The following is a 20,203-nucleotide window of genomic DNA, read 5'->3' as shown; positions in this document are numbered from 1 at the left end:
ATTTAATGAGCTTTTTTATTTCTGATGCGGTAGCGGCAACAGGTGCTCCGGCGCAGGGCAGCCCGATGTCTCTGATTTTGATGCTGGTGGTGTTTGGTCTGATTTTCTACTTCATGATCCTGCGTCCACAGCAGAAGCGCACCAAAGAACACAAAAACCTGATGAGCTCCATCGCAAAAGGCGATGAAGTGCTGACTAACGGTGGCCTGGTGGGTCGTGTAACGAAAGTAGCGGAATCCGGCTACATCGTTATCGCGCTGAATGACACCACTGAAGTGGTTATCAAACGTGACTTCGTAGCTGCCGTTCTGCCGAAAGGCACTATGAAGGCGCTGTAATCTATTGTTTTCCCAAAGGGAACTGCCGTGTTAAACCGTTATCCTTTGTGGAAGTACATCATGCTGGTCGTCGTGATTGTCGTCGGCCTGCTTTACGCACTTCCCAACCTGTATGGTGAGGATCCGGCTGTTCAAATCACTGGCGCGCGCGGCGTCGCCGCCAGTGAGCAAACGCTGATCCAGGTCCAGAAAACGTTACAAGAAGAAAAAATTACCGCTAAGTCTGTGGCTCTGGAAGAGGGCGCTATTCTTGCGCGCTTCGACACCACCGACATCCAGCTGCGCGCCCGTGAAGCGCTGGTTGGCGTGCTGGGTGATAAATACGTCGTGGCGCTTAACCTTGCTCCGGCAACGCCTCGTTGGCTGGCGGCCATTAAAGCCGAGCCGATGAAACTTGGCCTTGACCTGCGTGGCGGCGTTCACTTCCTGATGGAAGTGGATATGGACACCGCGTTAGGTAAACTTCAGGAGCAAAATATCGATAGCCTGCGCAGCGACCTGCGTGAAAAAGGCATTCCTTATACCACTGTTCGCAAAGAAGATAACTACGGTCTGAGCATCACGTTCCGCGATAACAAAGCGCGTGATGAAGCGATCTCTTATCTGAGCGGGCGTCACCGCGATCTGGTGATTACCAGCCAGGGCAATACGGTGCTGCGTGCGGTCATGTCTGATGCGCGTCTGAGCGAAGCGCGTGAATATGCCGTTCAGCAGAACATCAACATTCTGCGTAACCGTGTAAACCAATTGGGCGTGGCTGAGCCGGTTGTCCAGCGTCAGGGTGCGGATCGCATCGTCGTTGAGCTGCCGGGTATTCAGGATACCGCGCGTGCGAAAGAGATTCTGGGCGCTACCGCGACCCTCGAATTCCGTCTGGTAAACACCAACGTTGACCAGTCTGCGGCGGCATCCGGGCGCGTACCGGGTGACTCGGAAGTGAAACAGACGCGCGAAGGCCAGCCGGTTGTGCTGTACAAACGCGTGATCCTGACCGGTGACCATATCACCGACTCCACTTCCAGCCAGGACGAATACAACCAACCGCAGGTTAACATCTCGCTGGATAGCGCAGGTGGCAACATCATGTCTAACTTCACCAAAGACAATATCGGCAAGCCGATGGCGACCTTGTTTGTGGAGTACAAAGACAGCGGTAAGAAAGATGCCAACGGTCGTGCGGTACTGGTGAAGCAGGAAGAGGTGATTAACATCGCCAACATCCAGTCTCGCCTGGGCAACAGCTTCCGTATTACCGGTATCAACAACCCGAACGAAGCCCGCCAGCTATCTCTGCTGCTGCGCGCCGGGGCGCTGATTGCGCCGATTCAGATTGTTGAAGAACGGACTATCGGCCCGACGCTGGGTATGCAGAACATCAAACAGGGCCTGGAAGCGTGTCTGGCCGGTCTGGTGGTCTCCATCCTGTTCATGATCTTCTTCTACAAGAAGTTCGGTCTGATTGCGACAAGCGCGCTGGTGGCCAACCTGGTATTGATTGTCGGTATCATGTCGCTGCTGCCGGGGGCCACGCTGAGTATGCCGGGGATTGCCGGTATTGTGCTAACCCTTGCGGTGGCGGTCGACGCCAACGTACTGATCAACGAACGTATTAAAGAAGAGTTGAGCAACGGGCGTACGGTTCAGCAGGCGATTGATGAAGGTTATAAAGGCGCGTTTAGTTCCATCTTCGATGCGAACATCACCACGCTGATTAAAGTCATCATCCTGTACGCAGTCGGCACCGGGGCAATTAAAGGGTTCGCGATTACTACCGGTATCGGTGTGGCGACGTCGATGTTTACCGCGATTGTCGGTACGCGTGCCATCGTAAACCTGTTGTATGGCGGCAAACGCATCAACAAGCTGTCAATCTGAGGAGTGCGATGTGGCACAGGAATATACTGTTGAACAATTGAACCACGGCCGTAAAGTCTATGACTTTATGCGCTGGGACTACTGGGCTTTCGGCATCTCTGGTTTCCTGCTGATTGCGGCCATCGTGGTGATGGGCGTGCGCGGTTTTAACTGGGGTCTCGATTTTACCGGTGGTACGGTTATCGAAATCACGCTGGAAAAACCGGCCGAAATGGACGTGATGCGCGATGCGCTGGAAAAAGCGGGCTTTGCCGAGCCGCTGTTGCAGAACTTCGGTAGCAGCCACGACATTATGGTGCGTATGCCGCCGACGGAAGGTGAAGACGGTGGTCAGGTGCTGGGTAGCAAGGTGCTGAGTGTCATTAACGAAGCCACCAGCCAGAACGCCGCCGTGAAGCGTATTGAGTTTGTCGGGCCGAGCGTGGGCGCCGATCTGGCGCAAACCGGTGCGATGGCGCTGATTGTCGCGCTGATCTCTATCCTCATTTATGTCGGTTTCCGCTTTGAGTGGCGACTGGCTGCGGGGGTGGTTATCGCGCTGGCGCACGACGTGATTATCACCTTAGGGATTCTGTCGTTGTTCCATATTGAGATCGACCTGACGATCGTTGCATCGTTGATGTCGGTTATCGGTTACTCGCTGAACGACAGTATCGTGGTATCTGACCGTATTCGTGAAAACTTCCGCAAAATTCGTCGCGGGACGCCTTACGAAATCTTTAACGTGTCGTTGACCCAGACGCTGCACCGTACGTTGATCACCTCCGGGACGACGTTAGTGGTGATTCTGATGCTGTACCTCTTCGGTGGTCCGGTACTGGAAGGCTTCTCTCTGACCATGCTGATCGGTGTTTCTATCGGTACGGCATCGTCGATCTACGTGGCCTCGGCGTTGGCGCTGAAGCTGGGCATGAAGCGCGAGCATATGTTGCAGCAGAAAGTTGAGAAAGAAGGGGCGGATCAGCCGTCTATTCTGCCTTAATCACGCAGTCACGTTATTACTGGAATCCCGGTCGTATGGCCGGGATTTTTTTATCGCTAAAAAAGCCTGCGGTTAAGCGGGCTTCTGCATCCTTCACGGGCAATGGGGTACGCAGAGTGTTAAACTTGCTCATAACCCTACATTCAACGCAGATACAGAGTCACTATGGCGATTATCCCTAAAAACTATACGCGGCTGGAAAACGGCTATCGTGAAAAGGCGCTCAAATTATTTCCGTGGGTATGCGGGCGATGCTCTCGCGAATTTGTTTACTCTAACCTGCGCGAATTAACCGTCCATCATATCGATCACGACCACACCAATAACCCGGAAGACGGCAGTAACTGGGAGTTGCTGTGTCTGTACTGTCACGATCATGAGCATTCGAAATATACCGAAGCCGATCAGTATGGCTCAACCGTTATTGCCGGGGAGGATGCGCAGAAAGATGTCGGCGCTGCGATGCATAACCCTTTCGCTAATCTGAAAGCGATGATGGATCAGAAGAAATAAAAAAGCACCGGCGCGTTGCGCGTTCGGTGCTCTTTCTGTGCCCGGCGCTGTGCTGGCCGGGCGGCAAATAAACAGCTTAGAAGTTGTAACCGACAACCAGGTAGCCACCCCAACCGGTAGCTTTAACCGTTTCGGATTGCCATACCGGCTGAGCGCCGTTTTCCCACTGTCCGCCGTTATGGAAGTAACGAGCCACCACAGAGTAGTGCCAGTGATCGTAGTTCAGCGCCAGGATGTGGCTGGATGCGATAGAGTTGCTGGTACGGTACTGAGAGTCGCCCAGATCGGAGCCCCAGTCAAAGTTAGTGAAACCGATGTAGCTCAGGTTACCGCCCCACAGCTCGGTGAGTGGCACGAAGTATTTCACTTTGAAACGGTAGCCATCCCACTCGTTTTCGTTATCAGCCAGGTAGTTCTGCCACTGGTACTTCGCATAGACGTTCAGAGACAGGCTCATCGGCAGACCGGTTTCGATGTCAGTACCCAGACCCATGTACCAGGTGCTCTGACGGCCAGACTTGTTACGACCCATGTCATAGATGTAGTTGTTAGCGAAGTACCACTCTTTGAACGGGCCAAAGCTCAGGTCGGCTCCGGTCAGTTTGTCGATAGAGAAACGCGGTTCAATTTCCATGAACAGCGGGGAACCGTGGTTCCAGATCCCCTTCGCGTTGGTGTTACCGCCGAAGAATACCGGCGCATCCATATAGCCGTAGAAATCGAACCAGTCTTTTTTCGCGAATGCTTCATATTCCAGATAGGTATCGTTACGGAGCTGCGGTCCGAAACGGGTATGGTAGCTGCCTACGACGTTAACGCTCTGGTGCCACCAGTCTGAAAGGTATTGCGGTTTGTCATTTTCTGCTGCGTTAACAGTAAAGGACGATGAGAGCGCCAGCACTGCACCGGCTGCAAGTAATGTTTTTTTCATATTGTATGCCACTGTTTGAAATCCCTTGAAGGGAATGAAAAAGGCGCAATTTGCGTTTCTAAATATTTCGTGTTTCTGCGGAGCCTATTATAGAAATCATTGCTCACAAAAATATGTCTTGTTTCACAGATCTATCATCTACGTAATCGATTGCGTTCACGTTTGCGTACTTTAAGCGCGGCGATTGTACTGACTTTCATGAATGTTGCCAACTTTTAGCAAAAATTGCGGTGATGTCAGGGGAGTAACAAAAAGCAGGGGAGGGATGTTGCGGAACGCACAAAACGCTCCGCCGGAGGTTTATTGATTAACAGGCTGGATATCGTGAACGCGGACAAAACCTAACTGGTCGGGCGTCAATCCGTTTAATTGTAACGGGATGTCCACATCGCTCGGCGCCAGGATGCTGGCCGGGGCGTTAATCAGTTGATTCTGGACATTCACTTCCTGATAGTTATCCGTGGTGCCCTGAATCTGCCCGTATTCGACAGTACCGCTAAACGCCGGTAACGGATCGTTGGACTCACCCTGAATACGCAGCGTCACGCGTGTGCCGTCGGCATTGGGCGCAATATTCACCAGGGACATACGCAGCGTACCGATCTGACTGTTCAGGCGGGCAGGCGTTTTTGAACCCGGCAGCAGATAGACCCCGCTGGTGGATTTCGCATTCAACATATTTTGCTGAGTAATCTTCACGGTTTCCTGGTTTAACTGCGCCATTTCCGTATTCAGCGTGCTGACGCTTTGGTTCATCTGGCGAACTTCGCTCTGCTGCGCGCAGGCGCTCAGGCTAAAGAGGCTTCCCACCAGGAGAATTCTTAGGTAACGTCTTGTCATGTAGATTATTTCCTTCATGGTCGCGATACCCTAATGGTAGATCGCAAAGGGGCGTAAGGTATCGATCCTTTGTCTCAAAAGTGCTCCGCCTTTGTTGTCGCGCCAGTTCAGGGTAAAATAGATTTCTGTTAACCACCTGGTCAGGACGCCGTATGCATTGCCCATTCTGTTTCGCCGTAGACACTAAGGTTATTGACTCTCGTCTCGTGGGTGAGGGCTCTTCCGTACGCCGCCGTCGGCAGTGTCTGGTCTGTAATGAACGTTTCACTACCTTTGAAGTGGCAGAGCTTGTTATGCCGCGCGTAGTGAAAAGTAACGATGTGCGTGAACCTTTCAACGAAGAGAAGTTGCGCAGCGGTATGCTAAGAGCGCTGGAAAAACGCCCTGTCAGCTCTGATGACGTCGAAATGGCGTTGAATCACATCAAATCACAGCTGCGAGCCACCGGGGAACGCGAAGTTCCCAGCAAAATGATTGGCAACCTGGTGATGGAGCAACTGAAAAAGCTCGATAAAGTGGCTTACATCCGCTTTGCCTCCGTCTATCGGAGTTTCGAAGACATCAAAGAATTCGGCGAAGAGATTGCTCGCCTACAGGATTAAGCCATGCTGGATGAGTTTTACATGGCGCGTGCGCTGAAGCTGGCGCAGCGCGGGCGTTTCACCACGCACCCGAACCCGAATGTAGGCTGTGTGATCGTCAAAGATGGCGAAATTGTTGGCGAAGGCTACCATCATCGCGCGGGTGAACCGCATGCTGAAGTTTATGCGCTGCGTATGGCGGGAGACAAAGCCAAAGGCGCGACCGCGTATGTCACGCTTGAACCGTGCAGCCATCATGGCCGTACGCCGCCGTGCTGCGATGCGTTGATTGCCGCTGGCGTGGCGCGGGTCGTTGCGGCGATGCAGGACCCCAATCCGCAGGTCGCGGGACGTGGGCTGTACCGTTTGCAGCAGGCGGGGATCGACGTTAGCCACGGGCTGATGATGAGCGAAACGGAACAGCTGAACAAAGGTTTCCTCAAGCGGATGCGCACCGGCTTCCCGTATGTGCAGCTCAAGCTCGGCGCATCGCTGGATGGCCGCACGGCGATGGCCAGCGGTGAAAGCCAGTGGATTACCTCCCCGCAGGCGCGGCGCGATGTGCAGCGTTTACGGGCGCAAAGCCACGCGATTCTGACCAGCAGCGCGACGGTGCTGGCTGACGACCCGGCGTTAACGGTTCGGTGGCCTGAACTGGATGCCTCAACCCAGACTCTCTATCCGCAGGAAAACCTGCGTCAGCCGATTCGCATTGTCCTCGATAGCCAAAACCGCGTGACGCCGGAGCACCGTATTGTGCAGCAGCCGGGAGAAACCTGGTTTGCCCGTACGCAGGACGATTCCCGCATCTGGCCTGAGACGGTTCGCAGCCTGCGGGTGCCGGAGCATAACGGTCATCTGGATCTGGTGGTGCTGATGATGCTGTTGGGTAAACAGCAGATTAACAGCATCTGGGTGGAGGCCGGGCCAGTGCTTGCGGGCGCGTTGTTGCAGGCGGGCGTGGTGGACGAGCTTATCGTCTATGTTGCGCCTAAACTGTTAGGAAGTGATGCGCGAGGATTATGTGTGCTGCCGGGGCTTGAGAAACTGAGCGAGGCACCCCATTTTAAATTCAACGAGATACGCCATGTAGGCCCGGATGTTTGCCTGCATTTGATTCCCGCGTAAAGGCTTCGAAATAGAGAAGCGGCGCGTCGAGTATTATGATAAAATCCGCCCCCCTGCGGGGCCATATCGAACCCGAAGGAAGAATATGAACATTATTGAAGCTAACGTTGCTACCCCGGACGCTCGCGTCGCCATCACCATTGCGCGTTTCAACAATTTTATCAATGACAGCCTGCTAGAAGGCGCGATTGACGCCCTGAAGCGTATTGGTCAGGTAAAAGATGAAAATATTACCGTGGTTTGGGTTCCTGGCGCGTATGAACTGCCGCTGGCGGCTGGCGCATTGGCAAAAACCGGTAAATATGACGCGGTGATTGCGCTGGGTACAGTGATTCGTGGCGGTACCGCGCACTTTGAATATGTGGCTGGCGGTGCAAGCAACGGCCTGGCGCACGTCGCCCAGGACAGCGAAATCCCGGTAGCCTTTGGTGTTCTGACCACTGAAAGTATTGAACAAGCCATTGAACGTGCTGGCACTAAAGCTGGCAACAAAGGTGCGGAAGCCGCACTGACCGCGCTTGAAATGATTAATGTATTGAAAGCCATCAAGGCCTGATTTTTGTAAGGGGAAATCCGTGAAACCTGCTGCTCGTCGCCGCGCTCGTGAGTGTGCCGTTCAGGCGCTCTACTCCTGGCAGTTGTCCCAGAACGACATCGCTGATGTTGAATACCAGTTCCTGGCGGAACAGGACGTAAAAGATGTCGACGTTCTGTATTTCCGTGAACTGCTGTCCGGGGTGGCGACTAACAGCGCGTACCTGGACGGATTGATGAAACCGTACCTATCTCGTCTGCTGGAAGAGCTGGGTCAGGTAGAAAAAGCTGTGCTGCGTATTGCGCTGTTTGAACTGTCTAAACGTAGCGATGTGCCATATAAAGTGGCCATCAACGAAGCGATTGAACTGGCGAAGACCTTCGGTGCCGAAGACAGCCACAAGTTCGTCAACGGCGTACTGGACAAAGCAGCACCTGTGATTCGCCCCAACAAAAAGTAATCTCCAGGTCGGCTGGTGGCGGGATGTATTCCCGCTATCTCCGGCCTTTTCTTTTTTTCTGCTGAGGCATAACGTATGGCATGCGGCGAGTTCTCCCTGATTGCCCGTTATTTTGACCGTGTTAGAAGCTCTCGTCTCGACGTCGAAACCGGTATCGGTGACGATTGCGCTCTCCTGAATATTCCTGAAAAACAGACGCTGGCGATCAGTACCGATACGCTGGTGGCGGGCAACCATTTCCTGACTGATATCGATCCTGCCGATCTGGCCTGGAAAGCGCTGGCGGTTAACTTAAGCGATCTGGCGGCGATGGGGGCCGATCCGGCCTGGCTGACGCTGGCCCTGACTCTGCCGGACGTTGACGAAGCGTGGCTGGAAGCGTTTAGCGACAGCCTGTTTGACCTGCTGAATTACTACGATATGCAGCTGATTGGCGGCGACACCACGCGTGGGCCGCTGTCGATGACGCTGGGTATTCATGGCTATGTGCCCGTGGGACGCGCGCTCAAGCGTTCCGGGGCAAAACCTGGCGACAGGATTTACATCACCGGCACGCCGGGGGACAGCGCCGCTGGGCTGGCGATTTTACAGCATCGCTTACAGGTGGCGGATGCGAAAGACGCAGACTACTTGATTAAGCGGCACCTGCGCCCGACGCCGCGTATTTTGCAGGGGCAAGCTCTGCGCGACCTGGCGAATGCGGCGATCGATCTTTCCGATGGCCTGATTTCTGATTTGCGGCATATCGTTAACGCCAGCGGCTGTGGTGCGCGGGTGGATGTGGATGCGCTGCGGTATTCTGAGGCGGTTACCCGTCATGTTGATCCCGGGCAGGCGCTGCGCTGGGCGCTTTCCGGCGGTGAAGATTATGAATTATGCTTCACTGTACCGGAGTTGAACCGTGGCGCGCTGGATGTGGCGCTGGGGAATCTTGGCGTACCGTTTACCTGCATCGGACAAATGAGTGCGGATGTGGAAGGCATCAGCTTCATGCGTGACGGAAAGCCTGTCACTTTTGACTGGAAAGGATATGACCATTTTGCCACGCCATAAAGATGTTGCCAAAAGTCGGCTGAGCCTGCGTAACCCGTGGCACTTGCTGGCTACCGGGTTTGGCAGCGGCCTCAGCCCGATTATTCCGGGAACAATGGGGTCGTTAGCGGCGATCCCATTCTGGTATCTGATGACATTTCTGCCCTGGCAGCTCTACTCGCTGGTGGTGATGTTGGGGATCTGTATTGGCGTTTATCTTTGCCACCGAACGGCGAAGGATATGGGCGTTCACGATCACGGTAGCATTGTCTGGGATGAGTTTATCGGGATGTGGATCACCCTGATGGCGCTCCCTACGATGGACTGGCAGTGGGTTGCCGCCGGATTTGTGATTTTCCGTATTCTGGATATGTGGAAACCCTGGCCGATTCGCTGGTTCGACCGTAACGTACACGGCGGAATGGGAATAATGGTTGACGATATCGTCGCAGGGGTTATTTCCGCCGGTCTGCTTTATTTCATTGGGCACCATTGGCCCATCGGATTGTTTTAAACCTGTAGGCCGGATGGCGGCATACATGCCTTATCCGGCCTACATGCTCATCGGGCAATATTATTTAAACCCGACCACCGGATGCTGTTTATACGGCGTTTCCAGCTCGGCAATCTGCTCTGGCTTCAACGTCAAATCCACCGCGCCGAGCAACTCATCCAACTGTTCTTCCCGCGATGTACCGATAATCGGCGCAGCGATGCCTGGTTTACTCAATAGCCATGCCAGCGCCACCTGCGCACGCGTTGCGCCAAGATCCTCACTGACGCCCGTCAGACGCTCTGCAATCCGTGCGTCATTCTCATCGCTCTCGCTGTACAGCGTCTTGCCGAACTCATCGGATACCGAACGTGCGGTGGTTTCTCCCCACGGGCGCGTCAGTCGTCCTCGTGCCAGCGGGCTCCACGGAATCACCGCGATCCCTTCGTGATAGCACAGTGGCAGCATTTCGCGCTCTTCTTCGCGATAGATGAGATTGTAATGATCCTGCATACTGACAAACTGCGCCCAGCCGTGCTGTTTTTGCAGCGCCAGCGCCTGGGCAAACTGCGCGGCGTGCATGGAGGAGGCGCCGATATAGCGCGCCTTACCGGCTTTCACCACATCATTCAGCGCTTCCAGCGTCTCTTCTATCGGCGTGTTGTAATCCCAGCGATGAATTTGCAGGATATCCACATAGTCCATACCCAGACGTTTCAGACTGTCATCAATGGAACGCAGGATTTGCGCGCGGGATAATCCTTCTGGCAGGTCGCCGACGCGATGAAAAACTTTGGTGGCGACCACCACCTCTTCGCGGCGGGCGAAATCACGCAGCGCGCGACCCACAATCTCTTCGCTGCTGCCTGCGGAATAGCTATTGGCGGTATCAAAAAAGTTAATACCGCCTTCAAGCGCGCGCTTAATGATGGGGCGGCTGCTTTCTTCCGGTAGCGTCCAGGCGTGATTGCCGCGATCCGGTTCACCGAACGTCATGCAGCCCAGACAAAGGCGAGAAACCCGTAGATCTGTTTTTCCTAAGGTGTTGTATTGCATTGTTCCGCTCCTGTTATACCCGTTATTGATTAAGCATAGCAGGAGCGGGGAGGGGATTATGCCAGCCAGTCCTTGATTTTGGCCTCAATTCCGGCGGCATCCAGACCGAGTTCCGCGCGGGCCTCGTCCTGTGTACCCTGCGGGATAAAGAAGTCCGGCAGGCCGATATTCAGTACCGGAACGACTTTACGATGCGCCATCAGCACTTCGTTAACGCCGCTGCCTGCGCCGCCCATAATGGCGTTCTCTTCAAGCGTGATCAGCGCTTCGTGACGCTCAGCCATCTCCAGAATCAACGTTTCATCCAGCGGCTTCACAAAGCGCATATCGACTAAGGTCGCGTTCAGGGATTCGGCGACTTTTGCCGCTTCCGGCAGTAGCGTACCAAAGTTCAGAATCGCCAGTTTTTCACCCTGACGTTTGACGAGTCCTTTGCCGATCGGCAGTTTTTCCAGCGGCGTCAGTTCCACGCCAACGGCGTTGCCACGCGGATAACGCACTGCCGTTGGGCCATCGTTATAGTGATAGCCGGTGTACAGCATCTGGCGGCACTCGTTTTCATCGCTCGGCGTCATAATGACCATTTCCGGGATGCAGCGCAGGTAAGAGAGATCGAACGCGCCCTGGTGCGTCTGCCCGTCAGCGCCGACGATACCGGCGCGGTCGATAGCAAACATTACCGGCAGTTTTTGGATCGCGACGTCATGCAGCACCTGATCGTAGGCGCGTTGCAGGAAGGTGGAGTAGATCGCCACGATCGGCTTATAACCACCGATCGCCAGACCGGCGGCAAAGGTCACTGCATGCTGCTCGGCAATCGCCACGTCAAAGTAGCGGTCGGGGAATTTACGTGAAAACTCCACCATGCCGGAACCTTCGCGCATTGCCGGGGTGATTGCCATCAGCTTGCTGTCTTTGGCGGCGGTTTCGCACAGCCAGTCGCCGAAGATCTTTGAATAGCTCGGCAGGCCGCCGCTGCTTTTTGGCAGGCAGCCGCTGGACGGATCGAATTTTGGCACCGCGTGGAAGGTGATCGGATCTTTTTCCGCCGGTTCATAGCCACGACCTTTTTTGGTCATGATATGCAGGAACTGCGGGCCTTTCAGATCGCGCATGTTCTTCAGCGTGGTAATCAGCCCCAGCACGTCGTGACCATCGACCGGGCCGATATAGTTAAAGCCCAGCTCTTCAAACAGCGTGCCTGGCACGACCATGCCTTTGATATGTTCTTCGGTGCGTTTGAGCAGCTCTTTGATAGGCGGCACGCCGGAGAACACTTTCTTCCCGCCTTCACGCAGGGACGAGTAGAGCTTGCCGGAAAGCAGCTGCGCCAGGTGGTTGTTCAGCGCGCCGACGTTTTCCGAGATCGACATTTCGTTGTCGTTGAGAATGACCAGCATGTCCGGCTTGATATCGCCCGCGTGGTTCATCGCTTCGAACGCCATCCCGGCGGTGATCGCCCCGTCGCCAATGACGCAAACGGTGCGACGGTCTTTGCCTTCTTTTTCTGCGGCGACCGCAATGCCAATACCTGCGCTAATGGAGGTAGAGGAGTGGCCGACGCTCAGTACGTCGTATTCGCTTTCACCGCGCCACGGGAAGGGGTGCAAACCGCCTTTCTGACGAATGGTGCCTATTTTATCACGACGCCCGGTGAGAATTTTGTGCGGATAAGCCTGATGCCCCACGTCCCAGATTAACTGGTCAAACGGGGTGTTATAGACATAGTGCAGCGCCACGGTGAGCTCCACCGTGCCCAGCCCGGAGGCGAAATGTCCGCTGGAACGACTGACGCTGTCGAGTAAATAGCGGCGCAGTTCGTCGCAGAGTTTCGGCAGACTCTCTTTTGGTAGCAGGCGTAACTCCGAAGTGGAGTCGACCAGTGCCAGGGTCGGGTATTTGGCTATATCAAAACTCATCAGAGGCCTATTAAGTAAGACTTGTTGTTTGTTTATTTATCACGCTGGATTATGTAGTCCGCTAGCGCTTCCAGTGCCGAGGTATCGAGTGAGAGGTCTGCCAGCTGCGTTAACGACTGGCGGGCGTCTTCGATCAGATCCCGGGCTTTATTCCGGGCTTGCTCAAGGCCCAGAAGTGCAGGGTAGGTACTTTTGCCAAGTTGCTGGTCAGCACCCTGACGTTTACCCAACGTTGCAGTATCGCCCACCACATCCAGAATGTCATCCTGGACCTGGAAGGCAAGGCCGATACTTTCTGCGTACTTATCGAGTATCGGCAAGGCGTTTCGTCCGTTTTCTCCGGCACTTAGCGCGCCAAGACGAACCGCAGCGCGAATCAGCGAGCCCGTTTTATGACGATGGATACGCTCCAGCGCCTCCAGCGGCACCCGTTTCCCTTCGGCATCAAGATCCAACGCCTGGCCACCGCACATTCCGGCGATGCCGCTGGCGTTCGCCAGTTCAGAAATCATAGCAATGCGGTCGCGGTCGGCCACTTCCGGCATCGGGGCATCGCTGATGATAGAAAACGCCAGCGTTTGCAGGGCATCTCCGGCCAGAATGGCATTCGCTTCGCCAAATTTGACGTGGCAGGTCGGCAGACCGCGACGCAGGTCGTCGTCGTCCATCGCGGGTAAATCGTCATGAATCAACGAATAAGCGTGAATGCACTCAACGGCGGCTGCCGGGGCATCCAGCGTGGACAGGCTTACGCCAAACATCCTGCCCGTTGCGTAAACCAGGAACGGGCGCAGACGTTTACCGCCTAATAATGCGCCATACTGCATGGTTTCGACCACGGGAGTGTTCTGAAAGGGCAGTGGTGCGATAAAACGGCTCAGCGCCTGGTTGGCCTGCTCGACGCAGGCCTGTAGCTGCTGCGAAAAATCCATTTACTCATTATCCGGTGTAAAAGGCTCAGGAGATGCATCTTCATTGTCAGACAGCAGAATCTGCACACGCTGCTCGGCCTGTTGCAACTTTGCCTGCCCCTGACGCGCCAGCTGCACGCCACGTTCAAATTCGTTCAGCGCCTCTTCCAGCGGCAGGTCGCCGCTTTCCAGACGGGTAACAATCTGTTCCAGCTCGCTCAGCGCTGTTTCAAAGCTGGCGGGCGCCTCATTTTTCTTCGGCATAATGAATATCTGACTCTCAATATTTTCAGCTCTGATATGGTAACGGACTCAGAGCAATTATCAAATAACGCGCAATGTGCACAGGACGACCATGATGGTGGTATACTTCCGCGCCTGGATGCAGCTCCATGTATGGGCTGCTGTACTCTTTTCTCCACGACAAGCCTTGATGCTTGCTTAAGAACCATTGCCGCCATGAAGTTTATCATTAAATTGTTCCCGGAAATCACTATCAAAAGCCAATCTGTGCGTTTGCGCTTTATAAAAATTCTGACCGGGAACATCCGTAACGTGTTAAAGCACTACGATGAGACCCTCGCCGTTGTTCGCCACTGGGATAACATTGAAGTTCGCGCCAAAGATGAAAATCAACGCCTGGCGATTCGCGACGCGCTGACCCGTATTCCGGGCATCCACCATATTCTCGAAGTCGAAGATGTGCCGTTCACTGATATGCACGATATCTTTGAGAAAGCGCTGGTGCAGTATCGCGATCGGCTTGAGGGCAAAACCTTCTGTGTGCGCGTTAAACGTCGTGGTAAGCATGAGTTTAGCTCCATTGAGGTGGAACGTTACGTCGGCGGCGGTTTAAATCAGCATATTGAATCGGCGCGCGTGAAGCTGACCAACCCGGATGTGACGGTACATCTGGAAGTGGAAGACGATCGTCTGCTGCTGATTAAAGGCCGTTACGAAGGTATCGGCGGTTTCCCGATCGGCACCCAGGAAGATGTCCTGTCGCTGATCTCCGGCGGTTTTGACTCCGGCGTTTCCAGCTATATGCTGATGCGTCGCGGCTGCCGCGTACACTACTGCTTCTTTAACCTCGGCGGCGCGGCGCATGAAATCGGCGTTCGCCAGGTGGCGCATTACCTGTGGAACCGCTTTGGCAGTTCGCATCGCGTGCGTTTTGTCGCCATCAACTTTGAACCGGTGGTCGGCGAGATCCTCGAAAAAGTCGATGACGGTCAGATGGGCGTGGTGCTGAAGCGCATGATGGTGTGCGCGGCGTCGAAAGTGGCAGAGCGCTACGGCGTACAGGCGCTGGTGACGGGGGAAGCGCTGGGGCAGGTCTCCAGCCAGACGCTGACTAACCTGCGTCTTATCGACAACGTTTCCGATACGCTGATCCTGCGCCCGCTGATCTCTTACGACAAAGAGCACATCATCAACCTGGCGCGCCAGATTGGTACGGAAGATTTTGCCCGCACGATGCCAGAATACTGCGGCGTTATTTCGAAAAGTCCGACGGTGAAAGCGATCAAGGCGAAGATTGAAGCGGAAGAAGAGCACTTCGACTTTAGCATTCTCGATAAAGTGGTTGAGGAAGCGAGCAATGTCGATATTCGCGAAATCGCCCAACAGACCGGGCAGGACGTGGTGGAAGTGGAAACCGTCAGCGGCTTTGGCCCGAACGACGTGATTCTGGATATTCGCTCCGTTGATGAGCAGGATGACAAACCGCTGAAAATCGAAGGCGTGGATGTGGTTTCTCTGCCGTTCTACAAGCTGAGCACGAAGTTTGGCGATCTTGACCAGAGCAAAACCTGGCTGCTGTGGTGTGAGCGCGGCGTGATGAGCCGTTTGCAGGCGCTCTATCTGCGTGAGCAGGGCTTCCAGAATGTGAAGGTGTATCGTCCGTAATTGTTAGCATGATTGCAGGCCTGATATGCATCGCGCTATCAGGCGCAACGTATTGCCGGATGACGGCGTAACCGCCTTATCCGGCCTACGCACCGCCATCCGGCGCTATTCGTAGTAATTATAAATTCCCGCCGCCATCACCAGCTGTGACGCCACTTCATGGGCTTTTTCACGGCCAACCAGCAGATCGATAATTTTCAGTCCGAAGTCAATCGACGTCCCTGGCGCCTGGCTGGTCAGCAGCTTCACGCGCGGGTCCCACACCACACGTTTATCCTGCCACTGTTCGGCGGGAATGTTGTCTTTCAACGCCGGGAAGCCGGTCATGTTGCCGATGGGAAAGATATCGTGCGGAACGAGAACCGTGGCGGCCGCTGCGCAAATCGCGGCGACAATACGCCCGGAACGGTGGAACTGCTTAACGGTTTCGACCAGCAACGGGCTGTCGCGAAAACACTCCGCGCCCTTAATGCCGCCAGGCAATACAATGATGTCGTAATCGCCGTCGGCCACCTCGACCAGCGGCGCATCCGCCAGCAGTTTTACGCCACGCGAACAGACAATGGTGAGATTTCCGTCGCTGGCGACGCTCGCGGTCGTGACCTGAATACCGCCACGAACCAGCAGATCGATAGTGGTGACCGCTTCGGTCTCTTCACTACCAGGGGCGAGGCATACCAGTGCCGATGCGCTCATACTCACTCTCCTTTCGCTTTACCATTTCAAACAGACGGGCATTTTCCGGGACGGCGATGCCATGCGCGCGGGCGCGTTTTAACAAATAACCCGTAATATAGTCGATCTCGGTATGACGCAGGGCACGCATGTCCTGCAACATAGACGAGATATTTTCTGCCGTACTCTCAATCACTTGATCGACATAATAACGTAAATCGTCCGCCGACGTATGGTGTCCTTCGCGCTCGATAACCGCAGCGACCTCCTGACATATCGCCATTACCGCTTCCGGGTGGTGGCGTAATTCGCCGTTGGGGCAGTCCCATAGCGCGGTAAGGGGATTAATCGCACAGTTTACCGCCAGTTTGCGCCACATCTCTGCGCGAATGTTGTTGTGCCAGGCGACGTCAGGCAGCACGCCCTGCAAAATATCGGCCAGATAGCTGTAGTCCCCGTCCTGCTCACGCGCCGGGCCAATATGGGTAGTGCCGTTGGCGACATGAATGATGACATTCCCGTCGCGTCTGGCGGCATGCGTCGTGGTGCCCATCAGTAACGGCTGCGGGATGTTTTGCAACTCTTCGATTGTGCCCATCCCGTTGTGAATCAGCAGGATCGGCGTGGTTTCAGGCAGAATGGCAACCAGACCTCTTACGGCATCGTAGACCTGCCAGGCTTTCAGCGTGACCAGCAGCAGATCGCTGTTGGCCAGAAAATCAGGATCGTTCGCCGTCAGGGATTCGTTAAATATTGAACCGTCCGTCTCTATCAGATTCACGCTGCAATAGGGTTGCGGTACGCGCAGCCAACCCTGTACTTCATGTCCATGTTTGCACAGCGCTGTAAGCCAAAGTTGCCCTAAGGCTCCGCATCCCAGTACGGTAATTTTCATTGTTCCTCCTCACCTGCAACAGCGCCAAGTGTTATGGCCTAAGTATAGCGCCATCAGCTAAGCTTCTCGTTATGTCTCGTTACGGGTATTATGCTTCGCATCAAAAACGAAGGGAGAGGAAAAGATGCCATCTTTCGATATTGTCTCTGAAGTCGATCTTCAGGAAGCGCGTAACGCAGTAGATAATGCGACTCGCGAAGTTGAATCACGCTTTGATTTTCGTGGCGTTGAGGCCACGTTTGAATTAAACGACGCGAACAAAACCATCAAAGTACTGAGCGAATCGGATTTCCAGGTGAATCAGCTACTGGATATTCTGCGCGCGAAGCTGCTCAAGCGCGGCATTGAAGGCAGTTCGCTGGATGTGCCGGAAGCGTTCGTCCACAGCGGTAAAACCTGGTTTGTGGAAGCGAAGCTGAAGCAGGGCATTGAAAGCGCGGTTCAGAAGAAGATCGTGAAGCTGATTAAAGACAGCAAGCTGAAAGTGCAGGCGCAAATTCAGGGGGAAGAGATCCGTGTGACCGGAAAATCCCGTGACGATCTGCAATCCGTCATGGCGCTGGTGCGCGGCGGGGATTTGGGACAGCCGTTCCAGTTCAAAAACTTCCGCGATTAAGTTGTGATGCCTGATGGCGCTGCGCTTATCCGGCCTACGGACAATGCGGTCTTGTAGGCCGGATAAGGCGGTAGCCGCCATCCGGCACTTCTCACGCCAGCCTGATCGCCTGCTCAACCTCAAAACGGTTGGTCACTTTGCTGTCGATCTTCACATAGGCGGAATGCTCTTTCTCTGCGATCAGTACCTCACTCACACCTTCAGTCGCCAGCAGACGCTGTTTTAGCGCGTCATCGGCGGCAATCTCCGGCGGAATTTCCACGCGTAAGCTGCTGACATACGGCGGTTCTTTCATCGTACTTGCTACCGCCAGCCAGACGACGGTCAGCAATGCGCCAGCCAGAAATACCGCCTGACCGCCGAACAGACCATTCACCCAGCCGCCCAGCGAGCCGCCAATCGCGACGCCGAGGAACTGGCTGGTGGAGTAAACGCCCATCGCAGTGCCCTTATAACCGGCAGGAGACTCTTTGCTGATCAGCGAGGGGAGGAGGGCTTCCATCAGGTTAAAAGCGAGGAAGAACAGCTGTACCCCGGCAATTAACCCCCAGAAGTGCACGCCTGCGCCCCACAGCACGACTTCGGCAATCAGTATCAACGCGACGCACAGCAGAAAGACCCGCTTCATCCGGCGTTTGACTTCGGCGTAGATAATGAACGGGACTACGGAGCCAAATGAGATCAGCATTGTGACCAGATAAATCTTCCAGTGTTCGGCGGCGGGGAAACCGGCAGCGGCAAGCTGGCCGGGGAGGGCGACGAAGGTCGACATCAGCAGAATATGCAGACACATGATGCCGAAGTTAAGCTTCAACAGCTTAGGTTCGGCCAGCACTTTGCTGAAACTGCCTTTCACCATGCCGGATTCACGGTTCAATACGTGGGTCGTGCTGTTAGGGACAACCCAAACGGTCAGGGCGATGCCGAGCGCGGCGAGTGCGGCAATCATCCAGAACAGGGCGTTCAGCCCCAGTTTGTGGGTGACGATCGGCCCAAGCACCATCGCAATGGCGAAGGTAATACCAAAACTGACGCCGATAAACGCCATCGCTTTGGTTCGGTTTTGCTCGCGGGTTAAGTCAGACAGCAGCGCCATGACGGCGGCGGCGATTGCGCCAGAGCCTTGCAGCGCGCGGCCAAGAATAATCCCCCAGATGGAGTCAGACAGCGCGGCGATCACGCTACCCAGCACGAACACGGCCAGACCGCCGATAATTAACGGCTTACGCCCGACGCGGTCTGAGAGTAACCCAAAGGGGATCTGGAAAACGGCTTGCGCCAGGCCGTAAATACCGATAGCAATGCCGATCAAGGCTTCGCTGGCGCCCTGAAGCGCCATACCATAGGTGGTCAGAACCGGCAGGACCATAAACATGCCAAGCATGCGCAAAGAAAATACAGTCCCTAAACCCCAGGTGGCGCGCAACTCACCCGGCGTCATTTTGTAATCGTTCATTCCCACCTCTGTATAAAATCCGCGACTAGTGTAAAGCGGTAAACGGGTGGGGTAAATACGTGCTTAATGAACAAATGTTGCGTTTGTGAGGGGGATTTTATCAGGCAATAAAATGCCGGATAAGGCGTAAGCCACTATCCGGCAGAAGATTTGTTGCGGGGCGGGTGTTACCAGACCGAAGCCAGCAGGCTGTGTGAGTCCGGCACCATAAAGTCGACGGACATCATCACGCTTAACGCAGTGATGGCAATGATGGAAAAGCCGAACAGCTTACGCGCCCAGACTTTGTCATCTTCCACTTTGTAACCGCGCAGGGCCATACCGAGCCACCAGACGCTCACGGCTGCCGCGACCACCAGATATTTATATCCGGCATAGCCGCCCAGGGAGAGCATCAGCGTCGCAACGGCGAAGGCGATGATGTACAGCGTGATATGGTTCTTCGCCACAGAGATGCCTTTCACCACCGGCAGAACCGGAATGTTGGCAGCCTGATAATCCTTGAAGCGGAAAATCGCGATGGCGTAAGAGTGCGGCATCTGCCACAGGCTAAAGATCGCCAGCAGAATCAGCGCGCCGCTGTCGAATTCGCCCGTTACGGCGCAGTAGCCAATCACCGGCGGCGCAGCGCCGGAGAGAGAACCAATCAGCGTGCCGTAAACGGAGTGGCGTTTCATGTACAGACTATAAATGCCGACATACACCACGAAGCCCATCACCCCCAGCCAGCAGGCCAGAGGATTCGCGCCAAACCACAGCAGCATAAAGCCAGCAATACCCAGCAAGGTGGCGTACACCAGCGAGACAGCAGGAGAAATCAGGCCTTTGACCAGCACCCGATTCTTGGTCCTTTCCATCTTCCTGTCGATATCCCTGTCGATGTAGTTGTTAAATACACAACCCGACGCCACAACCAGTGACACCCCGACCAGCGTATAGATAAACAGGGGATAGTCGATGCTGCCTTTAGAAGCCAGCAGGAATCCCCCAATCACCGAGATCAGGTTGCCAAAGATGATGCCTGGTTTCGTTACTTGCAGGTATTGCTTAAACATCATA

The 20,203-nt window shown here is 54.8% G+C and carries 22 protein-coding genes; 12 read left to right on the top strand and 10 right to left on the bottom strand.

Features of this window, described 5'->3' with window-relative positions:
- The first annotated feature begins 5 nt into the window (after positions 1–5).
- The 4 genes from yajC (at position 6) to yajD (ending at position 3,708) form a co-directional block, all read left to right on the top strand.
- The gene (gene yajC, locus OGV67_RS03270; RefSeq protein WP_012133573.1) at positions 6–338 is read left to right on the top strand and encodes a preprotein translocase subunit YajC; all 333 of its coding nucleotides are present in this window, start codon (positions 6–8) and stop codon (positions 336–338) included.
- 27 nt (positions 339–365) lie between these two features.
- Positions 366–2,213: a protein translocase subunit SecD gene (secD, locus tag OGV67_RS03265; RefSeq protein ID WP_048902403.1), complete on the top strand. Its 1,848-nt coding sequence runs from the start codon at positions 366–368 to the stop codon at positions 2,211–2,213.
- Positions 2,214–2,223: 10 nt separating this feature from the next.
- Positions 2,224–3,195 (top strand): protein translocase subunit SecF, encoded by a 972-nt coding sequence (gene secF, locus OGV67_RS03260; RefSeq protein WP_024130598.1) that lies wholly within the window; start codon positions 2,224–2,226, stop codon positions 3,193–3,195.
- 165 nt (positions 3,196–3,360) lie between these two features.
- Entirely contained in the window at positions 3,361–3,708 is a 348-nt protein-coding gene (gene yajD, locus OGV67_RS03255; RefSeq protein WP_047458501.1) for an HNH nuclease YajD, read from the top strand.
- Between the two features lie 76 nt (positions 3,709–3,784).
- On the opposite strand, the gene OGV67_RS03250 is transcribed toward yajD, so the two are convergent.
- Together OGV67_RS03250 and OGV67_RS03245 are read right to left on the bottom strand one after the other, a co-directional pair.
- Positions 3,785–4,639, bottom strand: a complete 855-nt coding sequence (locus tag OGV67_RS03250; protein WP_012133569.1) for a nucleoside-specific channel-forming protein Tsx — start codon at positions 4,637–4,639, stop codon at positions 3,785–3,787.
- A gap of 300 nt (positions 4,640–4,939) precedes the next feature.
- Complete coding sequence (locus tag OGV67_RS03245; RefSeq protein WP_024130597.1) at positions 4,940–5,479, bottom strand: SadB/YajI family lipoprotein; 540 nt, start codon at positions 5,477–5,479, stop codon at positions 4,940–4,942.
- Between the two features lie 152 nt (positions 5,480–5,631).
- Between OGV67_RS03245 and nrdR the strand changes: the two genes are divergently transcribed.
- The 6 genes from nrdR (at position 5,632) to pgpA (ending at position 9,729) form a co-directional block, all read left to right on the top strand.
- On the top strand, positions 5,632–6,081 hold the full coding sequence (gene nrdR / locus OGV67_RS03240; RefSeq protein ID WP_012904816.1) for a transcriptional regulator NrdR: 450 nt from the start codon (positions 5,632–5,634) through the stop codon (positions 6,079–6,081).
- 3 nt (positions 6,082–6,084) lie between these two features.
- Complete coding sequence (ribD, locus tag OGV67_RS03235) at positions 6,085–7,188, top strand: bifunctional diaminohydroxyphosphoribosylaminopyrimidine deaminase/5-amino-6-(5-phosphoribosylamino)uracil reductase RibD (RefSeq protein WP_115615009.1); 1,104 nt, start codon at positions 6,085–6,087, stop codon at positions 7,186–7,188.
- An 85-nt stretch (positions 7,189–7,273) separates the two neighbouring features.
- Positions 7,274–7,744 carry a 6,7-dimethyl-8-ribityllumazine synthase gene (ribH, locus tag OGV67_RS03230; protein ID WP_001021161.1) on the top strand — a complete coding sequence of 157 codons (471 nt, stop codon included), beginning with the start codon at positions 7,274–7,276 and terminating at the stop codon, positions 7,742–7,744.
- 19 nt (positions 7,745–7,763) lie between these two features.
- Positions 7,764–8,183, top strand: a complete 420-nt coding sequence (gene nusB, locus OGV67_RS03225; protein WP_000801129.1) for a transcription antitermination factor NusB — start codon at positions 7,764–7,766, stop codon at positions 8,181–8,183.
- Between the two features lie 75 nt (positions 8,184–8,258).
- On the top strand, positions 8,259–9,236 hold the full coding sequence (gene thiL, locus OGV67_RS03220; protein ID WP_012133565.1) for a thiamine-phosphate kinase: 978 nt from the start codon (positions 8,259–8,261) through the stop codon (positions 9,234–9,236).
- Positions 9,214–9,729, top strand: a complete 516-nt coding sequence (gene pgpA / locus OGV67_RS03215; protein ID WP_012133564.1) for a phosphatidylglycerophosphatase A — start codon at positions 9,214–9,216, stop codon at positions 9,727–9,729. Before thiL ends, pgpA begins: the two co-directional genes overlap by 23 nt.
- Positions 9,730–9,789: 60 nt before the next feature.
- On the opposite strand, the gene yajO is transcribed toward pgpA, so the two are convergent.
- From yajO to xseB, 4 genes are read right to left on the bottom strand one after another with little or no spacing between them, the layout of a single operon-like run.
- Complete coding sequence (gene yajO, locus OGV67_RS03210; RefSeq protein WP_024130596.1) at positions 9,790–10,764, bottom strand: 1-deoxyxylulose-5-phosphate synthase YajO; 975 nt, start codon at positions 10,762–10,764, stop codon at positions 9,790–9,792.
- Positions 10,765–10,820: 56 nt separating this feature from the next.
- Positions 10,821–12,683 (bottom strand): 1-deoxy-D-xylulose-5-phosphate synthase, encoded by a 1,863-nt coding sequence (dxs, locus tag OGV67_RS03205; protein WP_047458486.1) that lies wholly within the window; start codon positions 12,681–12,683, stop codon positions 10,821–10,823.
- A 32-nt stretch (positions 12,684–12,715) separates the two neighbouring features.
- Positions 12,716–13,615, bottom strand: a complete 900-nt coding sequence (gene ispA / locus OGV67_RS03200) for a (2E,6E)-farnesyl diphosphate synthase (RefSeq protein ID WP_115615008.1) — start codon at positions 13,613–13,615, stop codon at positions 12,716–12,718.
- Positions 13,616–13,858: an exodeoxyribonuclease VII small subunit gene (xseB, locus tag OGV67_RS03195; protein WP_012133560.1), complete on the bottom strand. Its 243-nt coding sequence runs from the start codon at positions 13,856–13,858 to the stop codon at positions 13,616–13,618.
- A gap of 195 nt (positions 13,859–14,053) precedes the next feature.
- Between xseB and thiI the strand changes: the two genes are divergently transcribed.
- Positions 14,054–15,502 carry a tRNA uracil 4-sulfurtransferase ThiI gene (gene thiI, locus OGV67_RS03190; protein ID WP_286464921.1) on the top strand — a complete coding sequence of 483 codons (1,449 nt, stop codon included), beginning with the start codon at positions 14,054–14,056 and terminating at the stop codon, positions 15,500–15,502.
- Positions 15,503–15,607: 105 nt separating this feature from the next.
- Here thiI and yajL read toward each other — a convergent pair whose 3' ends face one another.
- The gene (gene yajL / locus OGV67_RS03185) at positions 15,608–16,198 is read right to left on the bottom strand and encodes a protein deglycase YajL (RefSeq protein WP_012133558.1); all 591 of its coding nucleotides are present in this window, start codon (positions 16,196–16,198) and stop codon (positions 15,608–15,610) included.
- Entirely contained in the window at positions 16,161–17,072 is a 912-nt protein-coding gene (gene panE, locus OGV67_RS03180; RefSeq protein ID WP_115615007.1) for a 2-dehydropantoate 2-reductase, read from the bottom strand. Before panE ends, yajL begins: the two co-directional genes overlap by 38 nt.
- Positions 17,073–17,196: 124 nt before the next feature.
- On the opposite strand from panE, the gene OGV67_RS03175 reads away from it, so the two are divergent.
- On the top strand, positions 17,197–17,688 hold the full coding sequence (locus OGV67_RS03175) for a YajQ family cyclic di-GMP-binding protein (protein WP_012133556.1): 492 nt from the start codon (positions 17,197–17,199) through the stop codon (positions 17,686–17,688).
- Positions 17,689–17,779: 91 nt separating this feature from the next.
- On the opposite strand, the gene OGV67_RS03170 is transcribed toward OGV67_RS03175, so the two are convergent.
- Both OGV67_RS03170 and cyoE read right to left on the bottom strand, forming a co-directional pair.
- Positions 17,780–19,144, bottom strand: a complete 1,365-nt coding sequence (locus OGV67_RS03170) for an MFS transporter (protein WP_012133555.1) — start codon at positions 19,142–19,144, stop codon at positions 17,780–17,782.
- Between the two features lie 167 nt (positions 19,145–19,311).
- Positions 19,312–20,202, bottom strand: coding sequence for a heme o synthase (gene cyoE, locus OGV67_RS03165; protein ID WP_072025291.1), 891 nt, complete (start codon positions 20,200–20,202; stop codon positions 19,312–19,314).
- Position 20,203: the final 1 nt, after the last annotated feature.

Source organism: Citrobacter sp. CK188 (assembly GCF_030333525.1).
Classification (GTDB): Bacteria; Pseudomonadota; Gammaproteobacteria; order Enterobacterales; family Enterobacteriaceae; genus Citrobacter_B; species Citrobacter_B koseri.
The sequence above is the reverse complement of the archived record's forward strand: the minus strand, read 5'-3'. Positions and strand labels throughout refer to the sequence as shown.

Bases quoted from the DNA above. Each gene is read 5' to 3' on its own strand.
- yajC (WP_012133573.1), top strand. From the start codon at position 6: ATGAGCTTTTTTATTTCTGATGCGGTAGCGGCAACAGGTGCTCCGGCG.
- yajD (WP_047458501.1), top strand. From the start codon at position 3,361: ATGGCGATTATCCCTAAAAACTATACGCGGCTGGAAAACGGCTATCGT.
- OGV67_RS03250 (WP_012133569.1), bottom strand. From the start codon at position 4,639: ATGAAAAAAACATTACTTGCAGCCGGTGCAGTGCTGGCGCTCTCATCG.
- OGV67_RS03245 (WP_024130597.1), bottom strand. From the start codon at position 5,479: ATGACAAGACGTTACCTAAGAATTCTCCTGGTGGGAAGCCTCTTTAGC.
- nrdR (WP_012904816.1), top strand. From the start codon at position 5,632: ATGCATTGCCCATTCTGTTTCGCCGTAGACACTAAGGTTATTGACTCT.
- ribD (WP_115615009.1), top strand. From the start codon at position 6,085: ATGCTGGATGAGTTTTACATGGCGCGTGCGCTGAAGCTGGCGCAGCGC.
- ribH (WP_001021161.1), top strand. From the start codon at position 7,274: ATGAACATTATTGAAGCTAACGTTGCTACCCCGGACGCTCGCGTCGCC.
- thiL (WP_012133565.1), top strand. From the start codon at position 8,259: ATGGCATGCGGCGAGTTCTCCCTGATTGCCCGTTATTTTGACCGTGTT.
- pgpA (WP_012133564.1), top strand. From the start codon at position 9,214: ATGACCATTTTGCCACGCCATAAAGATGTTGCCAAAAGTCGGCTGAGC.
- yajO (WP_024130596.1), bottom strand. From the start codon at position 10,764: ATGCAATACAACACCTTAGGAAAAACAGATCTACGGGTTTCTCGCCTT.
- dxs (WP_047458486.1), bottom strand. From the start codon at position 12,683: ATGAGTTTTGATATAGCCAAATACCCGACCCTGGCACTGGTCGACTCC.
- ispA (WP_115615008.1), bottom strand. From the start codon at position 13,615: ATGGATTTTTCGCAGCAGCTACAGGCCTGCGTCGAGCAGGCCAACCAG.
- xseB (WP_012133560.1), bottom strand. From the start codon at position 13,858: ATGCCGAAGAAAAATGAGGCGCCCGCCAGCTTTGAAACAGCGCTGAGC.
- thiI (WP_286464921.1), top strand. From the start codon at position 14,054: ATGAAGTTTATCATTAAATTGTTCCCGGAAATCACTATCAAAAGCCAA.
- yajL (WP_012133558.1), bottom strand. From the start codon at position 16,198: ATGAGCGCATCGGCACTGGTATGCCTCGCCCCTGGTAGTGAAGAGACC.
- panE (WP_115615007.1), bottom strand. From the start codon at position 17,072: ATGAAAATTACCGTACTGGGATGCGGAGCCTTAGGGCAACTTTGGCTT.
- OGV67_RS03175 (WP_012133556.1), top strand. From the start codon at position 17,197: ATGCCATCTTTCGATATTGTCTCTGAAGTCGATCTTCAGGAAGCGCGT.
- OGV67_RS03170 (WP_012133555.1), bottom strand. From the start codon at position 19,144: ATGAACGATTACAAAATGACGCCGGGTGAGTTGCGCGCCACCTGGGGT.
- cyoE (WP_072025291.1), bottom strand. From the start codon at position 20,202: ATGATGTTTAAGCAATACCTGCAAGTAACGAAACCAGGCATCATCTTT.